Annotated in this window: 24 protein-coding genes; 15 read left to right on the forward strand and 9 right to left on the reverse strand. The window is 71.6% G+C overall.

The genetic code is table 11. The annotated features are described in order from the left end of the window. Positions 1-3 precede the first annotated feature (3 nt). The gene (locus tag ABZ453_RS23700; RefSeq protein ID WP_359017373.1) at positions 4-348 is read right to left on the reverse strand and encodes a metalloregulator ArsR/SmtB family transcription factor; all 345 of its coding nucleotides are present in this window, start codon (positions 346-348) and stop codon (positions 4-6) included. A 182-nt stretch (positions 349-530) separates the two neighbouring features. Between ABZ453_RS23700 and ABZ453_RS23705 the strand changes: the two genes are divergently transcribed. The 7 genes from ABZ453_RS23705 to ABZ453_RS23735 all read left to right on the forward strand — a co-directional run bounded on the left by ABZ453_RS23705 (position 531) and on the right by ABZ453_RS23735 (position 5,909). Further along, positions 531-2,036 (forward strand): MFS transporter, encoded by a 1,506-nt coding sequence (locus ABZ453_RS23705; RefSeq protein ID WP_359017375.1) that lies wholly within the window; start codon positions 531-533, stop codon positions 2,034-2,036. A gap of 144 nt (positions 2,037-2,180) precedes the next feature. Beyond that, positions 2,181-3,188 carry a Ppx/GppA family phosphatase gene (locus tag ABZ453_RS23710; protein ID WP_359017377.1) on the forward strand — a complete coding sequence of 336 codons (1,008 nt, stop codon included), beginning with the start codon at positions 2,181-2,183 and terminating at the stop codon, positions 3,186-3,188. An 18-nt stretch (positions 3,189-3,206) separates the two neighbouring features. After that, a complete protein-coding gene (locus ABZ453_RS23715) occupies positions 3,207-3,383 on the forward strand; it encodes a hypothetical protein (protein ID WP_359017381.1) in 177 nt (58 codons plus the stop codon). Between the two features lie 132 nt (positions 3,384-3,515). Next, the gene (locus tag ABZ453_RS23720) at positions 3,516-4,529 is read left to right on the forward strand and encodes an iron-containing redox enzyme family protein (RefSeq protein ID WP_359017382.1); all 1,014 of its coding nucleotides are present in this window, start codon (positions 3,516-3,518) and stop codon (positions 4,527-4,529) included. 21 nt (positions 4,530-4,550) lie between these two features. Next, positions 4,551-5,204, forward strand: a complete 654-nt coding sequence (locus ABZ453_RS23725; RefSeq protein WP_359017383.1) for a HemK2/MTQ2 family protein methyltransferase — start codon at positions 4,551-4,553, stop codon at positions 5,202-5,204. After that, a complete protein-coding gene (locus ABZ453_RS23730; protein ID WP_133043647.1) occupies positions 5,185-5,382 on the forward strand; it encodes a CDGSH iron-sulfur domain-containing protein in 198 nt (65 codons plus the stop codon). The genes ABZ453_RS23725 and ABZ453_RS23730 overlap by 20 nt, the downstream gene beginning before the upstream one ends. Before the next feature lie 149 nt (positions 5,383-5,531). After that, on the forward strand, positions 5,532-5,909 hold the full coding sequence (locus ABZ453_RS23735; protein WP_359017385.1) for an STAS domain-containing protein: 378 nt from the start codon (positions 5,532-5,534) through the stop codon (positions 5,907-5,909). Between the two features lie 133 nt (positions 5,910-6,042). On the opposite strand, the gene ABZ453_RS23740 is transcribed toward ABZ453_RS23735, so the two are convergent. Next, entirely contained in the window at positions 6,043-6,474 is a 432-nt protein-coding gene (locus tag ABZ453_RS23740; protein WP_359017387.1) for a protease inhibitor, read from the reverse strand. A gap of 324 nt (positions 6,475-6,798) precedes the next feature. Between ABZ453_RS23740 and ABZ453_RS23745 the strand changes: the two genes are divergently transcribed. Both ABZ453_RS23745 and ABZ453_RS23750 read left to right on the forward strand, forming a co-directional pair. Further along, positions 6,799-7,350, forward strand: a complete 552-nt coding sequence (locus ABZ453_RS23745) for a hypothetical protein (protein WP_359017389.1) — start codon at positions 6,799-6,801, stop codon at positions 7,348-7,350. Between the two features lie 118 nt (positions 7,351-7,468). Beyond that, entirely contained in the window at positions 7,469-8,638 is a 1,170-nt protein-coding gene (locus tag ABZ453_RS23750; RefSeq protein WP_359017391.1) for a lactate 2-monooxygenase, read from the forward strand. A gap of 147 nt (positions 8,639-8,785) precedes the next feature. Here ABZ453_RS23750 and ABZ453_RS23755 read toward each other — a convergent pair whose 3' ends face one another. The 3 genes from ABZ453_RS23755 to ABZ453_RS23765 all read right to left on the reverse strand — a co-directional run bounded on the left by ABZ453_RS23755 (position 8,786) and on the right by ABZ453_RS23765 (position 11,520). Continuing rightward, positions 8,786-10,393 carry an RICIN domain-containing protein gene (locus tag ABZ453_RS23755; RefSeq protein ID WP_359017393.1) on the reverse strand — a complete coding sequence of 536 codons (1,608 nt, stop codon included), beginning with the start codon at positions 10,391-10,393 and terminating at the stop codon, positions 8,786-8,788. A 500-nt stretch (positions 10,394-10,893) separates the two neighbouring features. Next, a complete protein-coding gene (locus ABZ453_RS23760) occupies positions 10,894-11,271 on the reverse strand; it encodes a toxin Doc (RefSeq protein WP_208781384.1) in 378 nt (125 codons plus the stop codon). Between the two features lie 3 nt (positions 11,272-11,274). Then, positions 11,275-11,520 carry a hypothetical protein gene (locus ABZ453_RS23765; protein ID WP_359017396.1) on the reverse strand — a complete coding sequence of 82 codons (246 nt, stop codon included), beginning with the start codon at positions 11,518-11,520 and terminating at the stop codon, positions 11,275-11,277. A 146-nt stretch (positions 11,521-11,666) separates the two neighbouring features. Here ABZ453_RS23765 and ABZ453_RS23770 point away from each other — a divergent pair, with 146 nt between their 5' ends. Continuing rightward, positions 11,667-12,158 carry a methylated-DNA--[protein]-cysteine S-methyltransferase gene (locus ABZ453_RS23770; RefSeq protein ID WP_359017398.1) on the forward strand — a complete coding sequence of 164 codons (492 nt, stop codon included), beginning with the start codon at positions 11,667-11,669 and terminating at the stop codon, positions 12,156-12,158. A gap of 14 nt (positions 12,159-12,172) precedes the next feature. Beyond that, on the forward strand, positions 12,173-12,895 hold the full coding sequence (locus ABZ453_RS23775; RefSeq protein ID WP_359017400.1) for a 2OG-Fe(II) oxygenase: 723 nt from the start codon (positions 12,173-12,175) through the stop codon (positions 12,893-12,895). 7 nt (positions 12,896-12,902) lie between these two features. On the opposite strand, the gene ABZ453_RS23780 is transcribed toward ABZ453_RS23775, so the two are convergent. After that, positions 12,903-13,526 (reverse strand): hemerythrin domain-containing protein, encoded by a 624-nt coding sequence (locus ABZ453_RS23780; RefSeq protein ID WP_359017402.1) that lies wholly within the window; start codon positions 13,524-13,526, stop codon positions 12,903-12,905. A gap of 171 nt (positions 13,527-13,697) precedes the next feature. Between ABZ453_RS23780 and sigJ the strand changes: the two genes are divergently transcribed. Then, the gene (sigJ, locus tag ABZ453_RS23785) at positions 13,698-14,606 is read left to right on the forward strand and encodes an RNA polymerase sigma factor SigJ (protein ID WP_359017404.1); all 909 of its coding nucleotides are present in this window, start codon (positions 13,698-13,700) and stop codon (positions 14,604-14,606) included. Then, positions 14,603-16,072 (forward strand): cytochrome bc complex cytochrome b subunit, encoded by a 1,470-nt coding sequence (locus ABZ453_RS23790; RefSeq protein ID WP_359017406.1) that lies wholly within the window; start codon positions 14,603-14,605, stop codon positions 16,070-16,072. Before sigJ ends, ABZ453_RS23790 begins: the two co-directional genes overlap by 4 nt. Before the next feature lie 327 nt (positions 16,073-16,399). Here ABZ453_RS23790 and ABZ453_RS23795 read toward each other — a convergent pair whose 3' ends face one another. Next, positions 16,400-18,643, reverse strand: coding sequence for a glycoside hydrolase family 9 protein (locus ABZ453_RS23795; protein WP_359017408.1), 2,244 nt, complete (start codon positions 18,641-18,643; stop codon positions 16,400-16,402). A 149-nt stretch (positions 18,644-18,792) separates the two neighbouring features. After that, complete coding sequence (locus tag ABZ453_RS23800; RefSeq protein ID WP_359017410.1) at positions 18,793-21,891, reverse strand: glycoside hydrolase family 2 TIM barrel-domain containing protein; 3,099 nt, start codon at positions 21,889-21,891, stop codon at positions 18,793-18,795. 257 nt (positions 21,892-22,148) lie between these two features. On the opposite strand from ABZ453_RS23800, the gene ABZ453_RS23805 reads away from it, so the two are divergent. Beyond that, positions 22,149-24,521 (forward strand): SpoIIE family protein phosphatase, encoded by a 2,373-nt coding sequence (locus ABZ453_RS23805; protein WP_359017412.1) that lies wholly within the window; start codon positions 22,149-22,151, stop codon positions 24,519-24,521. Positions 24,522-24,525: 4 nt separating this feature from the next. On the opposite strand, the gene ABZ453_RS23810 is transcribed toward ABZ453_RS23805, so the two are convergent. After that, complete coding sequence (locus ABZ453_RS23810) at positions 24,526-25,095, reverse strand: RNA polymerase sigma factor (protein ID WP_359017415.1); 570 nt, start codon at positions 25,093-25,095, stop codon at positions 24,526-24,528. 19 nt (positions 25,096-25,114) lie between these two features. Between ABZ453_RS23810 and ABZ453_RS23815 the strand changes: the two genes are divergently transcribed. Continuing rightward, on the forward strand, positions 25,115-26,485 hold the full coding sequence (locus ABZ453_RS23815) for a serine/threonine-protein kinase (RefSeq protein ID WP_359017417.1): 1,371 nt from the start codon (positions 25,115-25,117) through the stop codon (positions 26,483-26,485). Positions 26,486-26,518: the final 33 nt, after the last annotated feature.

Here is a 26,518-nt window from a genome sequence, read left to right on the forward strand (position 1 = left end):
GGATCAGTCCTTCGGGGCGGGTTCCTCGGGATCGTCCGGCGCCGTCTGGTCGAGGCGGCGGCCCAGCTTGTCCAGGCTGCGGTTCCACAGCTCACGGTACGGCGTGAGCCAGGCGTCGAGTTCGGCGATGGGGGCCGGGTCCAGGGCGTAGACACGGCGCTGCGCGTCCTGCCGGACCCGGACCAGGCCGGCCTCCCGCAGCACCCTGAGGTGCTTCGACGTGCTCGGCTGGCTCAGCCCGCACGCCTGCACGATCTCGCCGACGGGCCGCGGCCGCTCAAGGAGGAGCGCCACGATGGCCCGCCGATGCGGATCGGCGAGGGCGGTCCAGAGCGGGGCGTCGGACATGGGTCCTAATATGCCCGTGCGGTTATATTCCCGTCAAGGAATAAGAGACGGAGAACACATCTAGCGAAACGTTGCCGTTTCGCTCCTCGAGGGTCTAGGCTGCATGTGTACGAAACCGTTTCGTTCAACGCCTTTTATCGTTTTCGCGGTCCAGCCCGAACGACTTCCCTGGAGTGGTTCTCATGTCCCAGAAGACCCTGGCCGAGGGTGCCGACGCCGGCACGCTCGCCGAACCCGAAGACCACGCGTCGTCGAAGCGATGGTGGATCCTCGCGGTCATCGCCCTCGCCCAGCTGATGGTGGTGCTCGACGCGACGATCGTGAACATCGCACTGCCCTCCGCGCAGAAGGATCTCGGCTTCTCCGACGGCAACCGGCAGTGGATCGTCACCGCCTACGCCCTGTCCTTCGCCTCACTGCTTCTGCTCGGCGGCCGGATAGCCGACCTGTTCGGCCGCAAAACCGCCTTCCTCGCCGGCGTGGCCGGCTTCGCCGCGGTGTCCGCGCTCGGCGGTGCCGCGAACAGCTTCGGCATGCTGGTCACCGCGCGCGCCCTCCAGGGTGTCTTCGGCGCCCTGCTCGCACCTGCCGCGCTGTCGCTGCTCAACACGACCTTCACCGAGGCACGGGAACGGGCCAAGGCGTTCAGCGTCTACGGCGCCATCGCCGGTGCCGGCGGCGCGATGGGCCTGCTGCTCGGCGGACTGCTGACCGACGCGTTCGACTGGCGCTGGACGCTGTACGTCAACGTCGTGATCGCCGTCGTCGCCTTCGCGGGCGGCTGGATCCTGCTGACCAACCACCGTGACGCGACGAACGGCAAGCTGGACATGCCGGGCACCCTGCTCGTCGCCGGCGGTCTGTTCTCGCTGGTCTACGGCTTCTCCAACGCCGAGACGCACGACTGGGGCTCGCCGCTGACCTGGGGCTTCCTGATCGCCGGTGGCGTGCTGCTGGCCGCCTTCGCCTGGTGGCAGACCAAGGCCGCACACCCCCTGCTTCCGCTGCGCATCCTGCTCGACCGCAACCGGGCCGCCTCGTTCGTCTCGGTGCTGATCTCCGCCGGTGGCATGTTCGGCGTGTTCCTCTTCCTCACCTACTACCTCCAGCTCAACCTCGGCTTCAGCCCCACCAAGACCGGCGTCGCGTTCCTGCCGATGGTCGGCGCCCTGATGGTGGCGGCGCAGCTGGGCAGCACGGCTCTGCTGCCGCGGATCGGGCCGAAGGCGCTCATCCCGCTGGGCTTCGCGATCTCCGCGGTGGGCATGGCCTGGCTGACCGGGATCGGCGTCGGCTCCAGCTACGTCAGCGCGGTGCTCCCGCAGCTGATCGTGACGGGCTTCGGTCTCGGCCTGGTGATGCCCTCGGCCATGCAGCTGGCCACCGGTGGAGTGACCGCGGAGGACGCGGGCGTGGCGTCCGCGACGGTCAACGCCATGCAGCAGGTGGGCGGTTCGATCGGTACGGCGCTGCTGAACACCCTCGCCGCCAGCGCCGCCACGAACTACCTCAGCGGCCGGGACGCCACCAGCAAGCTGGTGCAGGCCCAGGCGACGATCGAGAGCTACACCACCGCCTTCTGGTGGTCGGCGGGTCTGTTCGCCGCGGGTGCCGTGATCGCCTTCCTGCTCTTCCGCCGCGGAGTGCCCGAGCAGGACGCGGACGCCGCGCCGGTCATCCACATGTGATCACCGCGACCTGAGCCGCCCGGACCGAGGGGCCACCGTCTGCAGGGAGACGGTGGCCCCTCTTCGCGTGTCCTCGAGGATCGAGACCAGGGTGAGACCACCGGGGAAGCTTTGGCCTGCGCACAATCGGGTACCCACGGGCCCATGCGAATCAGCGTGGTGGATGTGGGGTCGAACACGGTCCGGCTCGTGGTGGCGGACGCGGAGGGCGGAGTGCCGCTGCCCGTGCACACCGCGAAGTGGCGGCTGAGGCTGTCTGAACATGTCAAGCCGGGGAGCGACATCCCGCAGGAGGACGTGGAACGACTGGTCGAGGCGGTCACCGAGGCCGCCCGGACCGCGAGCCGCTGGGGTGCGGCCGGGCCACTGGCCTTCGCCACCGCCGTCGTTCGGGCCGCCCCGAACCGGCAGGAGGTGCTGCGCGCCGTCCGCTCGCGGACCGGGGTCGGGCTGTGCGTCCTGCCCGGCGAGGTCGAGGCCGAACTGACCTTCCTCGGCGCGCGTCGCTGGATGGGCTGGCGGTCGGGACCGCTCGCCCTGCTGGACATCGGCGGAGGCTCCCTCGAAGTGGCTTTCGGGCGGGGCCGGTTGCCGGACTTCGTGGCCTCCCTCCCGCTCGGGGCGGGCCGGCTCACGCACGAGTTCTTCCCGGACCAGGACGCTCCCACCCCCGAACAGGTACGCGCCCTGCGCCGCAAGATCCGCCATCAGCTGCGGGACGTCGCGGCGCGGATCCGCTGGGAGGGTCCGCGCACCGCGGTCTTCACCTCCCGCACCTTCCAGCAGCTGGGCCGGCTGTGCGGGGCCGCGCCCGGGCGCCACGGACCGTTCGTGGAACGGGAGTTGCAGCGCAGAGACCTGGGGCTGGCCGCCGATCGGCTGGCCGCGCTGTCCGTCGCGGAACGGGCCCTGCTGCCCGGCATCTCCGCGCCGCGCGCCGCGCAGAGCCTGGCGGGGGCGGTCGTCGGCCACACCGCGATGAAGCTGACCGGACTCAAGTCCGTCAGCGTCTGTCCCTGGGCGATCCGTGAGGGAGTGCTGCTGCGCCACATCGAGGACGGACCGTCCTGGTGGGCGGAGGTCATCCGGCTCAACGAGGCGCCGACCGCGCCGGAGCCGGTGCCGCTGCGGATCGCTGCCGCGACGAGTTGAGGAGAGTGAGGAGTTTTCGTGTCGCGAGACGACAAGAACAGGGATGAGCAGAAGGACACGGCGCTGGAGGAGGTCCTGCGCGAGATCGAGGACGCGGAGACGGGGGGCTCCGCCCGGCGGGGGCGGCATGAGGGGGAGGCGGGGGATGCGATCACGCCCAATGCGGAGGCTCAGGAGGAGTCGGAGGGGGACTGACGCCGTCGGAAGTGGCACGGTCGGTGGGATGGCGGGTGGCGCGCCATTGTGGCTGGTCGCGCAGTTCCCCGCGCCCCTGAGGGGCGCCACTGTTGCTGGGGTGACACGGTGGCGTACGGGTACCCGGAGGCCATGAAGCACGACGATGAAGGGCCGCTGCTGCCCGCTTCCCGGGGGCCTGTTTCCGCTGGTGTCAAGGAGTATCTGGTCGGGGGCCGGGGGTTGCCCCGGGACGAGGACGTGGCGGGGGCCGGGGTGTACGGGGACGACCTCCAGCTGGCTCTGTATCTCTGTTACGAGCTGCACTATCGCGGATTCGCGGGGGTCGGGCCTGAGCGGGAGTGGGATCCGGATCTGCTGCGGGTGCGGGCACGGCTGGAGCACCGGTTCCTGACGGCGCTGCGCGCCGACACCCTGGTGCACGACTCCGTCGAGGACGCGCTCGGTGAGTTGCTCGTCGAGCCCGTCGACGGCGCCGGTGTCTCCCATTTCCTGCGCGACAAGGGCGAGTTGTGGCAGGTGCGGGAGTATGCCGCCCAGCGATCGCTCTACCACCTCAAGGAAGCCGACCCGCATGCCTGGGTGCTGCCACGGCTCGCGGGGCGGGCCAAGGCGGCGATGGCCGCGGTGGAGTTCGACGAGTTCGGCGGCGGGCGCCCCGACAGAGTGCACGCCCGGCTGTTCGCCGACCTGATGACCGACCTGGGCCTGGACACGACGTATGGCCGCTATCTCGACGCGGCGAGCGCGGAGATGCTGGTCACCGTCAACCTGATGTCCCTCTTCGGCCTGCACCGGGCCCTGCGCGGGGCCCTGGTCGGCCACTTCGCCGCGGTCGAGATCACCTCCTCCCCCGGCTCCCGGCGCCTCGCCGAAGCGATGCGCCGCACCGGAGCGGGTCCCGCCGCCGAGCACTTCTACGACGAGCACGTCGAGGCGGACGCCGTCCACGAACAGGTCGTACGCCAGGACGTCATCGGCGGTCTGCTGGCCGACGAGCCGCACCTGGCGCCTGACGTGGCGTTCGGCATCGACGCGACCGGATACGTCGAGGACCGCTTCGCCTCCCGGCTGCTGGAGGACTGGCGGGCCGGCCGGTCGTCCCTGCGGACGGGCGACCTTTCGGATATCTCCTTTATTTCGTGATGCCCGGGGTACCTGAGCCGGGTGAATCCACTGGTACCCCCGGGTGTGTACGCCCCGCAGGAAGACACCGACCTCCTGGTCGGCGCCCTGTCCGAGGAACCTCTCGCGCCGGGTGCGCACGTCCTGGACGTGGGCACCGGAAGCGGCGCCCTGGCGCTCGCCGCCGCCCGCCGTGGCTCGCGGGTGACGGCCGTCGACGTGTCCTGGCGTGCGGTGTGCACCGCGCGCGTGAACGCGTGGCTCGCCGGACTGCCGCTGCACATCCGCCGCGGAAACCTCTTCGCACCCGTGCGGGGTCAGTCGTTCGACCTCATCCTGTCCAACCCGCCCTATGTGCCCACCCCGAAGGACCACGTGGCGCCGCGCGGTGCGGCCCGGGCCTGGGACGCGGGCGGGGACGGCCGGCTGGTCGTCGACCGGATCTGCCGGGAGGCGCCGGATCTGCTGCGCCCCGGCGGGGTGCTGCTGATGGTCCACTCCGCGCTCAGCGGACCCGACCGCACGCTCGACCGCCTGCGGACCGCGGGCCTCAAGGCGGCCGTGACGGGGCGCCGCAGGATCGCGCTCGGTCCCGTGCTGCGCACGAGAGAGCGCTGGCTGCGGAAGCAGGGGCTGCTGTCGGCCGCCGAGGAGAAGGAAGAGCTGGTGATCGTCCGTGCCGAACTCCCCGTCTGACTCCCCCCGCCGTATCAGGATCCAGCGCAAGGGCCCGCTGCTCGTGGAGGGCCCGGTGGAGGTGGAACTGGAGGACGGCAGCACGGTCGCCTCCGACCGCTTCCGGGTCGCGCTGTGCACCTGCCGCCGCAGTCGTCGCTTCCCGTGGTGCGACACCAGCCATCGAGACCGCGCGTGACTGATCAACCTGACTAATTGTCAAGCATTTTCATCAGCATTCACCTTGTCGAGTGAACTAGATCTTGCGGGTCGCGCCACAGGGATGTTTCTGCGCGAGCCGGGGTAACTACGGGGATCGAATGCGCCCCTTGCCCCGGTGGAGCGGCCATGACCCCGGATGCGGACGACCGTGCCCTCGAACATCCCGCGCCGAATCCCCATGCCCGCACCAGGACCTCGGGCCGGTTCACCGTCATCGAGGTCGCCGGCGAGATCGACCTGGCCACCGCGGGGTTCGTCGCCGAGCACCTGGACGCGGCGACCGCCCGGCCGCTGCCGGACGTGCTGGTCGACCTGCGGTACGTCGCCTTCTTCGACTGCTCCGGACTGCGCGTCCTGTGCCGGGCCGAGACCCGGGCCCGGGAGCGCGAAGGGCGGCTGCGGGTCGTCTGCGACCAGCCGCGCATCCGTCGGCTGTTCGCCGGTACGGGTGTGCTGAAACGCTTTCCGCCCCTCCCCGGGGTTCCCGGGGAGGGGCGGAGGTGATGCCAGGGGTCGGCGGGCGGCCCCACTCCGCCCTGCCGACCCCTGGTGCGAGATCGCTGGGTACCCCACGACGGAGGCCCACACTCCCCATCCGCGGGCCTCTCAGGTGCCCGGGGACCGCGCGATCCCGGTCTCAGAAGGCGAAGACGTCGCTCGTGTAGGCGTCCTTCACGCACTGGTTGGCGAAGGTGCGCTCATAGGAGACGCGCTTGCCCTGCCAGACGCCGTCGGCGGTCACGACGACGGGGTCGTACAGCTTGGTGCACAGCACGTCGTCCCTGGGCGCCAGGGCGTCGAGACCGCCGGCGGCGCGCAGTTCGGCGCAGGCCAGGACGGCGGCCGGATGGGTGCCGGAGGGCGTGGGGGCGCAGCTCAGGGTGACCGCGCGCTGCGGGGTCACGGTGGCGGCGCTGTCGCCGTGCCCGATGGTGAGCACCAGGGCCGAGGGGGCGTAGAGCGAGGCGGGAGCGGCGGCCGGGGTGGCGAGGGCGGCTCCGGTGAGGGGGCCGCAGACGGCGGTGGCCGTGAGGGCGAGGGTCGCCGCCCAGCGCGCGGTGTTCCGCATTGTGTGCATCCTTCCGCTGGATTCCAAGGGGTGCCGGACCTTCTCGGGTTGGTGCCGGACCGGCGAGCGCGAGTCTGCCGAGTCCGCCGCGGAAACTCACCTCGACCCCCTGTGAATCAGTAACCTTGCGTGTTGAATCAGTGGCGCGAAGTCACGGCACCTGACCGGCCGAACCCCGGAACTGAGCGGTTCTTGATCGCCCGAAGCAGCCAAGTGGCTGATTCCGCCCGCTTCGTTAATCGGCCTGAAACATTCCGGTTGAGCTCTCGGCTGACTCCCCCGCACCCCCTTGTGTTCATGAGAATGCCGAGTAATCGTCATTACATGATTACGACAGAGCAGCACGAGAAGCTGCGCGGCTGGTTCACCGGCCGCCTCCCCGACGACCTCTTCGAGGAACTGGCCGAGCTCACCGCCGACCGCGAGGAGATCACCGTCATCGGCCGCATCCCGGAACCCCGGCTCGCCGAGGACGCCCCGGCCGCCGAGCGGGAGGCGGCGATCCAGAGCCGGATCGAGGAATTCCGCGAGCGCACCCGGGAGGCACGGGTGGCGGTGGCGCGCGAGGCCGAGCACCGCTTCCGCCGCAAGGTGTCCTGGGGGGTGGTGTGCGGCAGTGAGCGCGCCCTGTTCACCCATGTCGCCGCGCCCGTGATGACCCGGCTGCGCCAGCCCGAGCGCCAGGTCCTCGACACCCTCATCGCGGGCGGGGTGGCCCGCAGCCGCAGCGACGCCCTCGCCTGGTGCGTACGGCTGGTCCAGCGCCACACCGACGACTGGCTGACCGAACTGAGGGACTCCCTCGAGCATGTACAGCGGGTGCGCGCACAGGGCCCCGACACCGAGCCGGAGGACGCACCGGCCGACGACGCGTGACGGACGGACCGTCCTCCCGGTGCCCCCGACCCGGTGTGAAGGCCGGTGCGCGGCACCGCACATACCGACGAGTATGGTCGCTACGGCGCGTACTCGAGGCGGAGAGGCGGGGCGTACGGTGGCGAAGCACTGGGCGGATTTCCAGTACGAGATCTATCTCAACGGGATGAGCGGGGCGGTGCCCCGGCTGCCCACGGACCTGACCAGACTCGAGGCGCTGGCCGAGACGCGGCTCGGGCCGGGCCCGGTCGGTTACGTGGCCGGCGGCGCGGGCGACGGCAGCACCGTGCGGGCCAACCGCGCGGCCCTGGAGCGACGCCGGATCGTGCCCCGCATGCTGCGGGACGTCGCTGAGCGGGACCTCTCGGTGCGGGTGCTGGGCCGCCCGCTGCCCGCGCCGGTGGCGCTGGCGCCCGTCGGCGTACTGTCGATCATGCATCCGGACGCCGAGTCCGCCGCCGCCCGCGCCGCCGCCGCGCACGGGGTGCCGTACATCCTGTCCTCGGCGTCCAGCACACCGATGGAGCAGGTGGCGGAGGCACTCGGAGACACCGAGCGGTGGTTCCAGCTGTACTGGGGCAAGGACCGCGAGGTGACCAGGAGCTTCCTCGGGCGGGCGAAGGCCGCCGGGTTCTCCGCGCTGCTCGTCACCCTCGACACCCCGCTGCTGTCCTGGCGCCCCCGGGATCTCGACCTCGCCTACCTCCCGTTCCTGCACGGGGTGGGCACCGCCAACTACTTCACCGACCCGGCCTTCCAGGCGGGACTGGCCAAGCCCGTGCACGAGGACCCGAACGCGGCCGTGCTGCACTTCCTCGGGCTGTTCGGGGACGCCGGACACACCTGGCCCGACCTCGCGTTCCTGCGGGAGAACTGGGACGGCCCGATCGTCCTCAAGGGCATCCTGCACCCGGACGACGCCCGGCTCGCCGCCGACACCGGCATGGACGGCGTGGTCGTCTCCAACCACGGCGGCCGTCAGGTCGCCGGATCCGTCGCGGCCGCCGACGCGCTGCCGCGGGTGGCCGAGGCGGTCGGCGACCGGCTGACCGTCCTGTTCGACAGCGGCGTCCGCAGCGGCGACGACATCTTCAAAGCACTCGCGCTCGGCGCGCGGGCCGTCCTGCTCGGGCGGCCGTACGTCTACGGTCTCGGCCTGGACGGACAGGCGGGCGTCGAGCACGTGATCCGCTGTCTGCTCGCCGAGTTCGACCTGACCCTCGCCCTGTCCGGGCACGCCACGCCGGCCACGGTCAGCGCCGCCGACCTCGCCGAAGATCTCATGTGACCGCCCCGAGGAACGTCCTCGCCGTCATCGCCCCGCACGTCGGCGGCCCGGGCCGCCGACGCCGCGCTCGCCGGCTCCTTCCCCGGCACGGCGGGCGGGCGGCCGCAGGACATCGTCGGCCGGCGGTCGCCCTCGAGTCCTCCCGCACTACACCCGCTCCCCGGCCAGTTCGGCGGGCCGCACCGCGGGCTTCTCCGGGCCCGTGATCGACAGTGAACCCGGGCTGGCGGAGGCCGGCGGCTGGGTCAGCCACCGCTGCGCGGGCGAGCCGTCCCGGACCTTGACGACGATGTCGGCTCCCGGATCGTCGGTCGTGGCGGCCAGGGCGAGCTGCTCGTCCCAGCGCGGCAGCAACTCCCCGCGCACGGTGAGGTCGTAGCGAACGTCGTCACCGCCCCGGCATGTGCCGAGGACGACCACACCGGCGTCCACGTGCGAGTCCAGGCACAGGTCGGGGGCCGCCGCGCTGCGCAGCCGTCCGTCGCTGCCGTAGGACCACTGCTGGCTCGCGTCGGTCGAGCAGGCCGCCAGTTCGGTGTCGGCCCCCGCCTTCGGCCTGCCCTTGACGGCGAGACAGAGCTCGGCGGAGGCATTGCGCAGCCTCGAGTCCCGCGGCACGGTGGGCAGTTCGGCGGTGCCGGGCGAGGACCGGGCGCCGGCACCGGGGGTCGAGCCGTCGCTTGCGCTGGTGGAGGCAGCCGGGTCGACGCCGTCGTCGTGGGACCACATGCCGACGACGGCGACCGTGGCGATCAGCCCGGCGGAGGCGACGCCCAGTCCGGTCAGCAGCGCCCGCGAGGTGCGCAGCGCACCCAAGGTGCCGCGGCCGGGCAGCGGGATGCGGGGCAGGATGCGGGGGCGGCCGCCGCCGTGCCGGCCGGAACCATGCGGGCGCGGGCTGCGCGACCGCGTGCCCTGGCCCGCGCGGCCGGGACGGGACTCCAGATAGCGGCGGGCGCCCCAGCCGAGAACGGACTCGGCCAGCAGCACTCCCAGGCCGCCCTCGAAATGGCTCAGTTGTTCGGCGGCGAAACGGCAGTAGCGGCATTCGGTCAGATGTTGCTGGACATCGGGCAGCAGCGCTCCACCACGCCGAATCGGAACGTCGAGGAGACGGTTGTAGAAGCGGCAATCCTTGGTCGGCGCGAGTTCCCGATGGGCATGTACACATCCTTCACGGAATTTTTCCCGCGCCTGTTCGAGTGCGGCCGAGGCGGTCTCGGTGTCCATGCCCAGCAGACCGGCCGGGACGGTTATCGCTTCGGCCTCCACCTCGGTGTGCCAGAGCAGACACCGGGCGAGTCCGGGCAGGGCCTGGAATGACCGCTCGGCCAGCTTCCGATTTTCGGGCGTCATCGACTTCGCCGAACGCATGCCGCGGCCGCCGACGGGTTTCAGCACCTCCGGCAGAACGGCGGATATCCGGTCCTCCGTCGTCCAGACGCGGACCGTCTCCCGCACGGCCACCAGGAATCGCGGGCGCAGCGCGAGCGCCGGCTCGCCGAGTGCCAGTCGGTCGAGCACCTGGTGGAAGGCGGCCGAGGTCACCATGGAGGCGACCTCGTTCCGGGAGGCGAGGCAGATGGCCGCGTAGTCGCGGGCCGGCTGCCAGTGCCGCGTCATGAGCAGCGCGACGGAACGTCCGGTCTCACCGTCGGAGCGGCCGCGGAGCCGGGCGGCGACGTTCTCGTCGGATTCTCCCGGAACCCCGCCGGCCGGCGGGTAAGGCGGACGAGGGGGGTGGGGGGTGGGCACTGAGCGAATTCCTTCCCACGCGCATACGACACACAGGAGTCACAACCGCCGAAAAGGCCCCCTGGTGGTGCACACCTCTTGGACGGCGAGCGCGAGGAGCGTGAATTCGGGTACGCCCGTCCGCCCCTGCTCCCCTCAGCCGGGCGAACGTGTCCCGGCCATTCCCCCCGCACGGGTGGTCAACCCTTGCACAACACACTGATGACCAACAAGGCACTTGAGCAACATCCGCATCTTTGAAAGTAAGTCAGATGCGGTCGCAACTCGCCTTCCCCGCCTCAGCGTTCCTCATTCCATGCGCCCCGTGTGAAACAGGCGCACGCGCCGGAGCACCGCGCACGCTCCCGGCGTGCGCGCCCCCGTAGTGCACTGGTGGCGGACCTTCTCGAAAGGCCCCGCGCAGGACGGCGGCTCTCCTGCGCCGCACGGGCCGCCGGCCTTGTTCCTCCCGCCCTCGGCCGGCGGCCCCGGGGGGTGACAGGGCCGTGCGGCCGGGGTCCTCAGATCTGCCAGGAGCGCAGCCGGTCCGCCGCGCCGTAGACATCGGTCTTGCCGTCGATCAGATCGCGGGCGAGATCGACGAGGGCGCCGTAGGGCGGGTCGATGCCGACGCCGCTGACGAACATGTACGCCACGGCGGTCGAGCAGGCGAAGCGGGCGTTGGCCGAGGGCAGCGGCTTGAGCAGCGCGAGGGTGTGCAGCAGGGCGGCCGCCCGCCAGGCCGGGTCGGAGTCCACGCCGAGGCGGGGCGGGTCCACGCGGTGCCGGGCCACGGCGGCGACCAGCGCGGAGAAGTCGTTGACGGTCGGCTGGTCCGGCAGGACCTCTTCATGGCGCTGGAGCAGCCAGGGCACGTCGATGTGGATGACGGGTGCCATCGGTCAGGCGACCCGCCCCTCGCCCGCGGCGGATGGTTCGTCCTCGGGGAACGCGGCCGCGAACTCGTCGGCGTGGGAGGCGAAGAAGCGGCGGAACGCCTCCGCCCCTTCCTGCAGGGCCCGGTGCCGGGCTATGTCGGCCGCCGCCGCCTCGCGCACGAGCGCCTTCATCGACGTACCGCGTTCCTTGGCGATCTGCCGCAGATCCTCGAGTTCACGATCACTGAACTCCACATTCAGGGCTGGCATGCCATCACGGTACCGCCGAGGTACTCACGCGTAAATACTCCCTGCTCACAGCACCCGCGCAACGGTACCTCGAGGGTTGCTCCGAGAGTGAGGACCACGTCCGATTCCCGCCGGTCGCGACCGGTGCCGCGCAGCAGACTTGAGCCATGAACACGTACACGACCATCGACAGCCCCCTGGGCCAACTGCTGCTGGCGGGGCGGGAGACGACCCTCACCTCGCTGTCCCTGCCGGGGCAGCGGGGCGCGCCGGCCGTCGGCGCGGACTGGCGGCGCGACGACGCGGCCCTCGCCGAGGCGGCCCGGCAGCTCTCCGCCTACTTCGCGGGCCGGCTCACCCGCTTCGATCTCGGCCTCGCCCCCGCCGGCACCGGATTCCAGCAGCGGGTGTGGCGGGCCCTGGACGACATCCCGTACGGCACCACGACCACCTACGGGGAACTCGCCAGGCACCTGGAGGTGCCTCGGCACGAGATCCGGGCCCTGGGGGCGGCGATCGGAGCCAACCCCCTGCTGATCGTCCGCCCGTGCCACCGCGTGATCGGCGCCGACGGCTCGATGCGCGGCTACGCGGGCGGCGTCGAGCGCAAGGTGCGGCTGCTCACCCATGAGGGCGCGCTGCAGCCGATGCTGGTGTGACGGAGGGAGACGACGTGACGCTCACCAGGGCCCAGGCCCGCAAGCGGGCCGGCGACACCGACTGGACGGCCCTCGCCGCCGAGCTCGACGTGCACGGCAGCGCGCCCACCGGACCGCTGCTCACGCCGGCCGAGTGCCGTGACCTCTCCGCGCTGTACGAGAAGCCGGAGCTGTTCCGGACCACCGTCGACATGGAGCGCCACCGGTTCGGCTCCGGCGAGTACCGGTACTTCACCCACGACCTGCCCGCCCCGGTGGCCGCGCTGCGTGCCGCCCTGTATCCCCGGCTACTGCCCGTCGCCCGGGACTGGGCGGCCCGGCTCGGCCGCCCGGCACCCTGGCCGGACTCCCTGGAGGAGTGGCTGGAGCGGTGCCATGCGGCCGGGCAGGACCGGTCGGCGCAGATCCTGCTGCGGTACGGAGCGGGCGACTGGAACGCGCTGCACCGGGACGTCTTCGGCGAGCTGGTCTTCCCCCTCCAGGTGGTCGTCGGCCTCGACGTGTACGGCGCCGACTACACCGGAGGCGAGTTCCTCATGGTCGAGCAGCGGCCACGGGCCCAGTCCCGGGGCACCGCGACCGCACTGGAACAGGGCCACGGGCTCGTCTTCACCACCCGGGACCGTCCCGTGCGCACCCGGCGCGGCTGGTCGGCCGGGGCGATGCGACACGGGGTGAGCACCGTGCGCTCCGGCCGCAGGCACGCACTGGGCCTCGTCTTCCACGACGCGTCCTAGAACAGTCCTAGAACGCGTCCTGGACGCCCACCCACAGCCCCTTGCGACGGTAACTCCCCTCCCAGAACAGCCGGTTGAGGACGCGTACCGGCGCCGGGAGGGAGCCGAAGAAACGCTCCCGGTCCGCCGGCCCGGCGCCGTCGACGATCCACGGCACGAACACCGAGGCACCGCGCAGCCCTTGGGTCTCGCGCATCCGTCCGGTGAAGGCACCCCAGTCCGCGGCGGTGAGGACGTCCTGCATCAGCGGCAGCGCGCTGTCCTCCTCGTGCCCCAGATGGTCGTCCAGAGTGGCCGTCAACGCCTTTACCAGGTCGGGCAGTTCGGGTGCCCGGTCGGTCAGCGCCGTGTCGACCGACGCGAGCAGGGGGTCGATACGGGCGTGCTCGGCCTCCATGTCGTCGAGCAGGGCGAGGTCGCGGGGGCGCCCGGTGAGGCGTTCCCGTACCCGGGGCCACAGCTCGGCGTCCTCGGCGGTGTGGTGGATGTGCAGCTGCCGGGTGAAGTTCGCCCAGCCGGCCCGGACACCCGGCGTGTGCGCCCGGCCCTCGGCGACCGCCTGCGCGAGGCGCCCGAGATCGCGCCGGAAGGCGTCGTGCGAGGCGTACATGGCGGTGAAGTCGATGCTCATCGGGTCGCTCCTGTCGAATCGGTCTCCCGTGCGGGACTCGCGTTCAAGAGGGCGGACCGGCCGGCGAGTGTGACGTCGCTGAGACCTGCGTCACACACCTCCGGTCCGATGTCACATTCGGGCCCCCGGTTCGGGTCGAAGTAGTGAGCGCACCGACGGGGAGGTCCACGTATGTCCGAGAGTTCTGTCGATGAGGCGACCGATGTGTTCATCGGCCATCGCGAGCTGCTGTTCGGCCTGGTCTACAACATGCTGGGCAGCGTCGCCGACACCGAGGACGTGCTGCAGGAGACCTGGCTGTCCTGGACCGGCCGGGGCACCGCGGGCATCGACAACCCGCGCGCCTACCTGGTCCGCATCGCCGTCAACCACGCCCTCCAGCGCCGTGCCGTGATCACCCGCCGCCGCGAGACCTACATCGGCCCCTGGCTGCCCGAGCCCCTGGTCGCCGACGGTGACGGCGCCGAGGACCCGGCCCTGCGCACCGAGTCGGTGTCACTGGCGATGCTGGTCGTCCTGGAGTCGCTGACGCCACTGGAACGCGCGGTGTTCGTACTGAACGAGGTCTTCGGGTACGCCCACACCGAGATCGCGGAGATCATCGACCGCACCCCGGCCGCCGTACGCCAGCTCGCGCACCGCGCCCGGGGGCATGTGCACGCCCGAAGGCCGCTGTACCGGGCGCATCCACGGGTACGGCGGGAGGCGACCGAGCGGTTCGTGCGGGCGGCGCTCGGCGGGGACATCGCGGAGCTGATGGAGATCCTCGCGCCCGATGTCACGGTGTGGACGGACGGCGGCGGCAGGCGCAGGCCGGTGGGCCTGAAGCCGGTGCACGGCCGGGACAAGGCGGTCCGGCTGATCAACTCCTTCACCACCCGGGGACGCGGCCCCAGCGACCTCGACCTGCGCTACCGCCGTGTCAACGGCGACGACGCCGCCGTGCTGTTCCAGGGCGACTCCCCGTACGCGGTGATGGTCATGGATCTCACGCCCGACGGCGACCGGGTCAGCGACGTCTACATCGTGACCAACCCCGACAAGCTCACGCACGTGCACAGGGACGAGGAGGCCGGGTGAACGCCACCAAGACCCCCGGCAAGGGCGAGCGCGTCGCCGACTGGCTCGACGGCCGCCTCGGCATCCACTCGCTGGGCCGCAAGTACCTGCGCAAGGTCTTCCCGGACCACTGGTCCTTCCTGCTGGGGGAGATCTGCCTGTACAGCTTCGTCGTCCTGGTCCTGACCGGGATCTTCCTGACCTTCTTCTTCCATCCGTCGATGAACGAGGTGACGTACCACGGCGGTTACCTGCCGCTGAACGGCGTGCGGATGTCGGAGGCCTACGCCTCCACGGTGCGCCTCAGCTTCGACGTGCGCGGCGGTCTGCTGATCCGGCAGCTGCACCACTGGGCGGCGCTGGTCTTCGTCGCCGGGATGCTGACGCACATGATGCGGCACTTCTTCACCGGGTCGTTCCGCAGACCCCGGGAGATCAACTGGCTGTTCGGCTGGGCTCTGCTGTTCCTCGGCCTGTTCGAGGGCCTGTTCGGCTACTCGCTGCCGGACGACCTGTTGTCGGGGACGGGGCTGCGCTTCGTCAACGGCGCGCTGCTGTCGGTGCCGATCGTCGGGACGTATCTGTCGATGTTCCTGTTCGGCGGCGAGTTCCCGGGCCACGACATCGTGGCGCGGTTCTACTCGCTGCACATCCTGATCATCCCAGGCATCATGGCCGCGCTCGTCGTGGCCCATCTCATCCTGGTCGTGTACCACAAGCACACGCAGTTCGCGGGGCCCGGGCGGACCGAGCGCAATGTCGTCGGCACCCCGTTCATGCCGGTGTACCTGGCGAAGGCGGGCGGCTTCTTCTTCCTGGTCTTCGGCGCCCTCACGCTGGTCGCGGCGGTGGCGACGATCAACCCGGTCTGGGTCTACGGCCCCTTCCGCCCCGACCAGGTCTCCACGGGTGCCCAGCCCGACTGGTATCTGGGGTTCGCGGAGGGTCTGGTCCGGGTGATGCCGGGGTGGGAGATCACCCTGTGGGGTCACACGCTGGTCCTGGGCGTCCTGATCCCGGTCGTGGTCTTCCCGCTCCTGCTCGTCTTCATCGGGGTGTACCCGTTCCTGGAGGCGCGGGTGACCGGCGACCGGCGCGAACACCACCTTCTCGACCGCCCGCGCAACCGTCCCGTCCGTACCGGGATCGGCGCGGGCTGGATCAGCCTCTACCTGGTCCTGCTGGCCGGTGGCGGCAACGACATCGTCGCCACCCGCCTCCATCTCTCCATCAACACCGTGACCTGGACGGTCCGCGTCGCGGTGTTCGTCCTCCCGGCGATCGTCTTCGTCGTCACCCGCCGGGTCTGCCTCGGCCTCCAACTCCGCGACAGGGAGCTGGTGCTGCACGGCCGGGAGACCGGCGTGATCAAGCGGATGCCGAACGGCGAGTACGTCGAGGTCCATCAGCCCCTCACCCAGGCCGAGCTGCACACCCTGACCGCGCACAAGCGTCCCCGGGAACTGGTCGAGCACGAGCGGCAGTGACGGGGCCGCGGCCCCGTCGGGACGGCCTCCGGGGTCAGGCTGACGGAGGACGGGGTCGAGACCCTGGGCTCCGGGCGCGGATCGTCCTGGAGCGGGGCCGAGGTGCGGCGGATCGAGGCCGCCGACGTGACCGTGCGCTCCGGAGCACGGCGTCCGGTCTCGCCGGCGTGGGACTCGGTGGCCGTCCTGATGGCCGGGGACGGGGAACTTCCCCGCGGCCTTCGCCGTCCGGGTGGCTGTCGCCGACGGCGCCGAGGAGGTGGGTGTCCTCTCGGTCGCCGTCGGCGGCGTTCACGGTCGTCGGCGAACCGCCGCGCGCAGGGGCGCTCAGCCCTGGTCGGCGACGAAGGACGCCATGCGGGCCAGGGCCGCGTTCCAGTTGATCGCGGTCTCGTTGGTCGACCAGGACTGGATGTCGTCGATGTAGCAGAACTGGCCGACGCAGCCCTGGAGTTTGCTCTGTGCGTAGGGGTCCTGGATGGAGGAGTTCGGTCCGCCCGCGAGGGTCCCCCTGGGCGGGTTCGGCAGGTTCGGGTCGAGTTCGTGGGCGTACCAACGGCTGTGCTGGTTGTGCGAGGCGACCTCGCCGTAGCCGGTGACGTACGAGATGTTCAGGGCGTTGCGGCCGAGGATGTAGTCCATGCTCTGCGTCGCCCCGTCCCGGTACTTCGCGGCACCGGTGATGTCGTACGCCGTGGCCAGGACGACCGCGTTGTTCAGGACCTGGGCGCTGGAGCCCCAGTCGTAGACGTTGCCGTCGGGGGCGTAGGGCATCCCGTACGGCTGGGATGCGAGCGTGGCCAGATAGCGGTCGGCGCCCTGCACGACGGACTGGCGCACCTTGTCCCGGCCGGGGAGCTTGCTGGGCACCGTGGCCAGGTCGAGCCGCCCCGCCGCCGCCGTCCGGCCCCAGTCGAAGCCGGTCGGGCCGAAGATGTCGGCGGTGTTCACGGGCGAAGTGCGGACATAGTCGGCGAACTGCTTCTCCCCCGTGGTGAGATACAGCTCGGCCGCCGCCCAGTAGAACTCGTCGGTGGCGTTGGTGTCGTCGTAGGTGCCGCCTCCCGTGCCGTCGCTCGCGGAGGCGTACATCGCGGGATGGGCGAGCGCGGCGGTCCAGGCCCTGCGCGCGGCGGTCAGGGCCTTCGCCGCGAACGCGCGGTCGTAGGGCCGGTACAGGCGGGCCGCCTGCGCCGCGGTCGCCGCCAGGTTGAGGGTGGCCTGGGTGGACGGCGGGTGCAGCTCACGCTTCTGCGGGTCGTCGCTGGGCAGCAGTGGCAGGCCCGTCCACTGCTCGTCGTGGACCTTGTGGTGGGCCATCCCGGCCAGCGGCCGGCCGTCCGGCACCTGCATCTTCAGCAGGAACTCCAGCTCCCAGCGCGCCTCGTCGAGAACGTCCGGCACCTTGTTGCCGCTCTCCGGGATGGCGAGGGTACCGTCGCGCAGCCTGCCCGACTCGCCTGTGCGGGCCCGGAGTTCGCGTTCGTACGTGCTCAGCAGCTCCCAAGTGGCGATGCCGCCGTTGACGACGTACTTGCCGTGGTCGCCCGCGTCGTACCAGCCGCCGGTGACGTCGAGGGTGTAGTCGCAGACGCCGGGCTGACAGGGGACGTTCGAGTCGCCCTGGTTGGGCGGGACGTCGAGATGCCCGGCGGGCCTGCCGTAGCCCGGGCGCAGGTCGTCGCGGATCGCGATTCCGCTGCGCTGGGTGTAGTAGTACTTCAGCGAGTCCAGCCGCAGCTGCTCGTAGTCACCGGTGCCGATGTCGAACGGGCGGCTGGTCTCTCCGTCGGCCACCAGCGTGAAGCCCTTGCCCGGCTTGCGGTAGGCGCCGAAGTCGATGGAGTGGACGTTCTGCCCGGAGGAGACGTCGACCCCGCGCGGCACGCTCCAGCCGTGCGCCACGACGGTTCCGCCGGCGTTCTTCAGCTGCCAGGGCAGCCTGGCGGTGGCGTCGGTGACGAGGGTGGCGTTCTTCGGGCCGGAGGGCAGATAGCCGACCTGGTTGACGCGCACCCGCGGTCCCGTGTCGGGGTGGTACACCTCCGGCGGCACCCCGCCCAGCAGCGACACGTCGTCCATGCACATCCGCCACGCGTCCGCGCTGCCGCCGGCCTGGAAGGCGACCTGTGCCTGGGTGGTGTCGACGGGCGAGGTGAAGGTGTACGCGTAGGTGTCCCCGGAGACCGTCAGCTGCGGGCTGATCTCGAAGTAGGTGTCGTACGGCGACACCTGGAGCCCCACGATCGCCCGCACCACGTGCCCCTCGGGCGAACCGGAGGCCTTGAAGGCGAACCGGTACGACTCCCCCTTCACCAGGGTGACGTCGTTCTGGCCGACGGCCGCGTCCCAGCGGTTGGCGGTGCCGCCGGGGACGTCCGCGCAGAGCTGTCCGTCGGACAGGCCCGCGGTGACGTTGCTCGTCGTCCACCACGGGGCGGTGGTGGTGTCGAAGGTGCCGTTCCTCAGCTGCTCCACCTCGTCGGCCGCCGCCGGGCCGGCGGGCAGCGCGGTGAGGGTCGCGCCCAGCAGGGCGGCCAGGGTCAGCAGGACGGTTCTGCGTCGTTTCACGTCTGGGCTCCTCGGGTGGAGGGGCGGGTGACGCTCCGGAATCAGGTGGGAGCGCTCCCAGATGCGGACGCAGCTCATGTTTGTTCGCGCCATGACACTCCGTCAACGGTCCGGACGGGACGGGTTCCCGTCCGGACCGTTGCCCGGGGTCAGCCGACCGGTACCTCCAGCTTGCTGATGCGCACCGCGCCCGCGGCGGTACCCGGGTGCGCGCTGGTCATCGTCAGCCGCAGCCGGGAGCCACCGGTCGCGTCGAAGGTGATGACGGTGGGCGCGTCCGAGGCGGTGGCCCAGTCGGTCGACGCCCCGGTCACCGGCGCATACGTGTGCCCGTTCCACACGGCGACCTCGACGGAGGCGGGCAGGCCGTGGGTGGCGTCGACGGTGAAGGACACCTCCACCCGGCCGAGGTTCCGGGTGCGTCCGAAGTCGACGGAGACCCAGTCGCGCGTCCGGGCCCCGCTGAAGGCGGGCAGCAGGGCGGTGGCCGACTTGGCGAAGGCGTTGGACCAGCCGGTGGCGGGGTCGCCGTCCAGCATCGCCGCGGGGAGGGTGTCCGGGCGGCCGGAGTAACTGGCGTCCGCGTACGGGTAGTTCGGGGCCGCCGGATAGTCGGGCTCGAACACGGCGGCCGGTGTGGCCGCGACCGAGCGGGCGGGCGTGGTACGCACGGTCGCCGTACCGGTCCGCAGACCCGCCGCCCGAGCGGTCACCTTCAGGGAGCCGGGCCCGGTCCCGGAGCGGACGATCGCGAGGGCCTTGCCGTGGAAGGCGGTCCGGGTGGTGGCCTGGTAGCGCTCGGCACTTTCCTCGCGGCCGTTGTCGAGCCCGGCCAGCGAGCCGCCCTTCACGTCGAAGGTGATCAGATGCTCGGCGTCGGGCACCACCACGCCCCGCGCGTCGACGATCTCCGCGGTCACGAACACCAGGGAACGCCCGTCGGCGGCGAGCGACGTACGGTCGGCGGTGAGGCGTACCGCGCGCGCCTCACCCGCGGTGCGCAGCACGTCGGTGGCCACCGCCTTGCCGTTCCGCCGCGCCACCGCCTTCAGCTCGCCCGGCGCGTACGGCACCTTCCAGGTCAGGTGGAGCTTGCCCGCGCTGCCGTTCGGGCTGGTGTAACTGCCCGGATAGGGACCGCCGGTGACGGTCTTGTCGTCGCCGGTGGCCTCGGTGGTCTCCAGATAGGCGCGGCCGTCGGTGGTCGTCTTGGTGTCGAAGCTCCGGGTGCCGAGGGATGTCCCGTTGAGGAAGAGCTCGACGGTCTCCACGTTGGAGTACGCCCAGACCTCGACCGTGTCGCCCTCCTCGTGGTTCCAGGTCATCGGCAGCAGATGGACCATTGGCTCCTGGACCCACTGGCTGCGGAAGAGGTGGTACATGTCCTTGGGGAAGCCGGCCGTGTCGACCGCTCCGAAGAAGGAGGCCTTCACCGGGAAGACGTCGTACGGGGTCGGCTCCCCGATGTAGTCGATGCCGGACCACAGGAACTGCCCGGCGAACCACCTGCGGTCACGGTCCTTCTTGTGGCCGTACTCGCCGCTCATGGTCCAGGAGGCGAGGTTGTTGTCGTAGGAGGAGACCTCCCGCCTGCCCGGCGTGTGGTTCTCGCCGGTGTTGAGATGCTCGGGCTCCTGGTAGGTGCCGCGTGTCGAGGTCTCCGAGGAGGACTCCGACTCGAAGAGGAACAGCTTCGGGTACCTCGCGTGCAGGGCGTCCACCGACTTGGCGGTGTTGTAGTTGAGTCCGAGGCCGTCCAGCTTGGTGAGCATGAGGTCGGCCGCGGAACCGGCGGCGGGCACGGAGTGGTACTTGTTGGAGCCGATGACGACCGGCCGGGTGTCGTCGGCCGCCTTGATCGCGCCGATGATCCGGTCGGCCATCGCCAGCCCCGCGGTGGAGGTGGAGTCGGGAATCTCGTTGCCGATGGACCACAGCACCACGGCCGGTGAGTTGCGGTGTGCGAGGACCATCTCGGTGGCGTCCCTCTCGCACCACTCGTCGAAGAAGCGCCCGTAGTCGTACTTCGTCTTGCCGGTCCTCCAGCAGTCGAAGGCCTCCACCATCATCACGATGCCCAGTTCCTCGCAGACCTGGACGATCTCGGGCGAGGGCGGGTTGTGGGAGGTGCGGAAGGCGTTGACGCCCATCGACTTCATGATGGTCAGCTGTCTGCGCACCGCGTCGATGCTGATCGCGGAGCCGAGGGCGCCCTGGTCGTGGTGGAGGTCGACGCCCTTGATCTTGGTGTGGGTACCGTTGAGGGAGAAGCCCTCGTCGGGGTCGAAGCGGTACTCGCGGATGCCGAAGGTGGTGCGGCAGGTGTCGACGGTCCTGCCGCCGACGCGCAGTTCGGTCTCCAGGGTGTAGCGGTGGTGCGGGGTCGCGAAGTCCCACAACTTCGGCTTCGGGACGGTGAGTTCATGCGTCTCGGCGACCTTGTCGGTGACGGTGGCCGTGCTGGCCGCGCGGGCGACCGTACGGCCGGAGGGGTCCTTCACCGTCGAGCGGATCTCCACCTGGCTCGTGGCGCCGGACTCGTCGACCACCGAGGTCCGGGCCCGTACGACGGCCCGCTCGCCGCTGATGTCCGGCGTGGTGACGTACGTGCCCCAGCGCTCCACGTGCACCGGCTCGGTGATGACCAGGCGGGCCTCGCGGTAGATGCCGCTGCCGGAGTACCAGCGGCTGCTGGGCAGCTGGTTCTGCACCTTGACCGCGAGCACGTTCTCGGTACTGCCGTCGGTGTGCACGAGACCGCTCAGATCGAGGGCGAAGCCGGTGTAGCCGTAGGGGTGGCGGCCGACCTGGGTGCCGTTGCAGTAGACGTAGGAGTCCATGTAGACGCCGTCGAACTCCACCGAGATCCGCTTGCCGGCGAAGGCGGGCGGCAGGGTGAAGGCCAGCCGGTACCAGCCGAGGCCGCCGGGGAAGAATCCGGTGCCGCTGGTGGTGCCGTACTGGGTGGTGGGGGTCTGTTCGATGCTCCAGTCGTGCGGAACGGCCACCTCGCGCCAGGCCGAGTCGTCGTAGCGGGGGTCGGGGGCGTTCGTGTAGGCACCGGTCGGATCGGCGATGCCGCCCGGATCGACCAGCGCGAAGCGCCAGCCGTCGCGCAGGGCGACCGTGTGCCGTCCGGACGCGCCCCCGGCCGCCACGGCGGCACGGGCCGCCGGGGTGGCCAGGAGCACACCGGCCGCGGGTGCTGCGGTGGAGGCGAGCAGAACCGATCTGCGAGTGACCGTCATGGCGGCTCTCCCTCATCAGGGCCCAGAAGTACTCACAACTGATCGTGAACAAACAGATTCTGACGGGCTGCCACGCGCGCCCGTCAAGGGTGCGGGGCGGCCGTTCTGCCCCACAGGCCACAACGGCCGGAAATGGCCCTTGACGATCGCGCGCCCACCGGCCGGGGGGTTCCCGTCCGCGGCGGACGGCGACGGACTAGGCTGGAACTCAAGTGACTCACCGGTTCACTGTGAGTGTTCGCGATGGAGTGGCGGCGATGGACCCGGAGTATCCGTTCGACGATGCCGCGACGGCGCGGGTCGTCGTCGACGACTCCGGCACGCTGATCTCCTGGAACGCCGGCGCGGAGCGGCTGCTGGGCTGGCCGGCCGGCGAGGTACTGGGCCGCCCCGCCCGGAATCTGCTGGCCGACGGCACGGACGTGCCGTTGCCGCCCGACGGGCCTCGCTGGGACGGCACCGTCACTTTGCGCCACCGGGACGGACACGACATCTCCAGATGGCTGGTCGCCCACCATCGCCGGGTCCAGGACGGCAGCCCGGGCCGCTGGCTCGTCTTCAGCCCGCTGAACGGCGGTGGCCCGCCCTCCCCCGACGACCCGTTGGCCACGGCCGCCCTCATCCAGTCACCCTGTGCGGTCGCCGTCTACGACGAACGCCTGCGGCTGCGCCGGATCAACGACGCCATGGCCGAGGTCATCGGGCTGCCCGAGGAGCGCATCCAGGGGCTGCGTCTGTCCGAGATCGGCGGAAGACCGGAGAGCGACCGGCTCGAGGCCGACATGGCGCGGGTGCTCGCCTCCGGCCGGGCGGCCGACATCCAGATCTACATGCGCACCGGCGGCGAGGCCACCGCGCACGCGTGGCTCGCCCGCATGGCGCCCGTCACGGACGCCGAGGGCCGGGTGCGGGGCGTGTGTCTGGCGGCACATGACTTCACCGACAACTACCTCGCCCGGGAACGGCTGCAGTTGGTCAACGAGGCCAGCGTGCGCATCGGCACCACCCTCGACGTCACTCGGACGGCTCAGGAACTGGCGGACGTCTTCGTGCCCGCGCTGGCCGACCTGGTCAGCGTCGACCTGCTGGACCTCCAGGAGCACGGCGGTGAGCCCCCGCCCCGGCTCAGCGCGCCGATCGCCCTGCGCCGGGCCGCGCACGGCTCGGTCAACCCCGGCACACCCGAGGCCGTTCTCAAGCCCGGGCAGACGGAGCACTACCCCGCAGGCTCGCCCCAGGCCGACTCACTGGTCGCGGGCCGCACCATCGTCGCCTCGGTCTCCGAGCTCGACCAGTGGCTGAGCTGGCACAAGGCGCGCGCCGACCGGGTCAGGGAGTACGGCATCCACTCCACGATGGCCGTGCCGATGCGGGCCCGCGGACTGCCCCTGGGCGTCGCGGTCCTCACCCGTTTCCGGCGGCCGGACCCCTTCACGGCCGACGACGTGCTGCTGGCCGAGGAGATCACCACCCGGGCCGCCGTCTGCATCGACAACGCCCGCCGTTTCTCCCGCGAGCGCGAGACCGCCCTCGCCCTGCAGCGCAGCCTGCTGCCCCGCTCACTTCCGCACACGGCCGCCGTGGACGCCGCCTCCCGCTATCTGCCCGCCGCACGCGCCGGGGTGGGCGGTGACTGGTTCGACGTGATCCCGCTGTCGGGGATGCGGGTCGCCATGGTCGTCGGGGACGTCGTCGGCCACGGCATCCAGGCCTCGGCCACGATGGGACGGCTGCGCACCGCCGTACGCACCCTCGCCGACATCGACCTGGCCCCGGACGAGCTGCTCACCCATCTGGACGACCTGGTGGTGCGGTTGTCCGCGGAGTCCGGCAGCGACGGCACCGGCGAGGTCGGGGCGACCTGTCTGTACGCGGTCTACGACCCGGTGTCACGGCGCTGCACGCTGGCCCGGGCCGGGCATCCCCCGCCGGTCGTGCTGTCGCCCGGCGGCGAGCCGCAGCAGGTCGAGCTGCCGGCCGGACCGCCGCTGGGCCTGGGCGGGCTGCCGTTCGAGTCCACGGAGCTGGAGCTGCGCGAGGGCAGCGTGCTGTCGTTCTTCACCGACGGCCTGATCGAGACCCGCGAGCGGGACGTCGACGTCAGTCACCAGCTGCTGTGCGACGCCCTGTCCGGGCACGTGGACTCGCTGGACGAGACGTGCGACCGGATCCTGCACGCCCTGCTGCCCCCGGGCGGCGCGCCGGACGACGTGGCCCTGCTGCTGGCCCGTACCCGGGGGCTGCCCGCCACCCGGGTGGCGACCTGGCACATCCCCGCCGACCCGTCGCTGGTGGCGCCCATCCGCAAGCAGGTCGTCGAGCAGCTGGACACCTGGGAGCTGCAGGAGGCGGCGTTCACCGCCGAGCTGGTGGTGAGCGAGCTGGTCACCAACGCGATCCGCTACGGCGCCCACCCCATCCGGCTGCGGCTGATCCACGACGAGTCCACGCTGATCTGCGAGGTGTCCGACACCAGCCACACGGCCCCGCATCTGCGCCGCGCCAAGACGTGGGACGAGGGCGGCCGGGGTCTGCTGCTGGTCGCCCAGCTCACCCAGCGCTGGGGCAGCCGGCACACCGGCGAGGGCAAGACGATCTGGGCGGAGATCGGCCTGCTCGAGCAGGACTGAGCGCTCAGGCCCGGTCCGCCAGCCAGGGGCGGACCTGGCGGCGGGCCTCGTGCAGGCGGGACTTGAAGGTGCCGAGGGGGATCCCGGCGCGCTCCGCGGCCTCCGCGTACTCCAGCTGGCAGATGTCCCGGTAGACCAACGGCTCGACCAGCTGCGGGTGTTCGCGCTCCAGCCGCTCCAGGGCCTCCAGCAGGTCGATCCGGGAGCCGGCGATCACGCTCGTGGTGCGGGGGTCGACGGACCGGTCGGCGTCGAGAGGAGCCGGCTGCTCGGCGGCCCGTCGCTTGAGCTCCCGGTACTTCTGGCGGCAGCAGTTGGCGACGACCGTGTGCAGCCAGGTGCTGAAGCGGCTGCGTCCCTCGAAGGTGCCGATCTTCCGGGACAGCTGCAGCAGGACGTCCTGGGCCGCCTCCTCGGCGTCCTCGCGGCAGGGCAGGAAGCGGCCGCAGCGCCTGAGGATCTCGGGCCGGAGCGTCTGGAGCAGTTCCTCCAGCGCCGCCGGGTCGCCCGTGGCGGCCAGACGGGCGACTTCCTCGGTGGGCACGACCAGGTGCTCGGCTCGGGATCGATCCACGTCCAGGCATGATAGTCGTATGCACTCCGTGGAGCGGATCGGGCGCTACCGCCTCGAACGACGCCTGGGCACGGGCGCGTTCGGCACGGTCTGGCTCGCCCACGACGACGTGCTGCGAGCGCCCGTGGCGGTCAAGGTCCTCGCCGACAACTGGGCCCACCGCCTCGATGTGCGCGAGCGCTTCCTGGAGGAGGCGCGCATGCTGCGCCGGGCCGGCTCCGAGCGGGTGGTGCAGGTCTACGACATCGGTGAACTGCCCGACGAGCGGCCGTACTTCGTCATGGAGTACGCCGACGGCGGCACCCTCGCCGACCTGGTCGCCGACGGTCCGCTGCCGGTCCCCGAGGCGCTGCGGCTGACGGCGCTGGCCGCCCGGGGCGCGGCGGCGCTGCACGAGGCGGGGATCGTGCACCGGGACATCAAGCCGACCAACGTACTGCTGTCCGGGAGCGGTCCGCGGGTGCTGCTCGCCGACCTGGGGCTGGCCAAGAGCCTGGCCCAGGCGTCCGGACTCACCCTGGCCGCGGGCTCGGCCGGCTACCGTCCGCCGGAGCAGGCCGAAGCCGGTGCGGGGATCGACGAACGGGCCGACGTGTACAGCCTGGGCGCGGTCGGCTACCACCTGGTCACCGGCACGGTGCCGGGCGAGCCCGGCAAGGTCGTACCGCCCGACCGGCTGCGCCCGGACCTGGACCCGGCGGTGCGGCGCGCCCTGATGCGGGCGCTGGAGCCGGACCGGGAACGGCGCTGGCCCACCGCGCGGGCCTTCGCCCAGGAGCTGGAAGGGCTCACCTCGACGGGTCGACGGCCGCGGCGGCACGGCCGGGCCCTCGCGGTCACCGGGGTGGTGGCGGTGGCCGCGGCCATCGGTGTGATTCCGGCGCTCGTCCACCGGTCCGCGCCGGCGTCCACCGTGCGGGTCGCCGACACCGGCGGGCGGGTCACGGCCGAGGTGCCCGCCTCCTGGGACCGCCAGCTGCGCGACTCGGGCTGGGATCCGCGGGCACTCGGCCTGCCCGGCGGGCACGAGCCGGGGTTCGCCGTCGCGGACGATCTGGCGCGGTGGCCGGACCTCGCGGCACCGGTGAACGGCGCCTTCGTCGGCCTGAGCGAGCACGGAGACCTCACGGCCGCGGTCGACGCCCTGAACCACCCCGGCTGCCACTACGACGGCGGCCACACCTACACCGGCACGGCGTGGCGCGGAAGGGTCCGCGTCTGGAGCGACTGCTCCGGCCGGCCGGGGACGGTCACGGAGGCCGCGCTGGCACCGGCGGACGGTGCCGGGCAGCCCCAGGTGTACGTCCAGATCCGTACCCACGGCAAGGCCTCCGCCGCCGACCGCGTGCTGGCCTCCGTGCGCGTGACGCACCGGCAGGGCGCACCCTGAACACGCGCGAACTTTTTCGTCCGGGCGCGCATC

The sequence above is a fragment of the Streptomyces sp. NPDC005799 genome, assembly GCF_040630525.1.
In the GTDB taxonomy this organism is placed as follows: Bacteria; Actinomycetota; Actinomycetes; order Streptomycetales; family Streptomycetaceae; genus Streptomyces; species Streptomyces griseorubiginosus_B.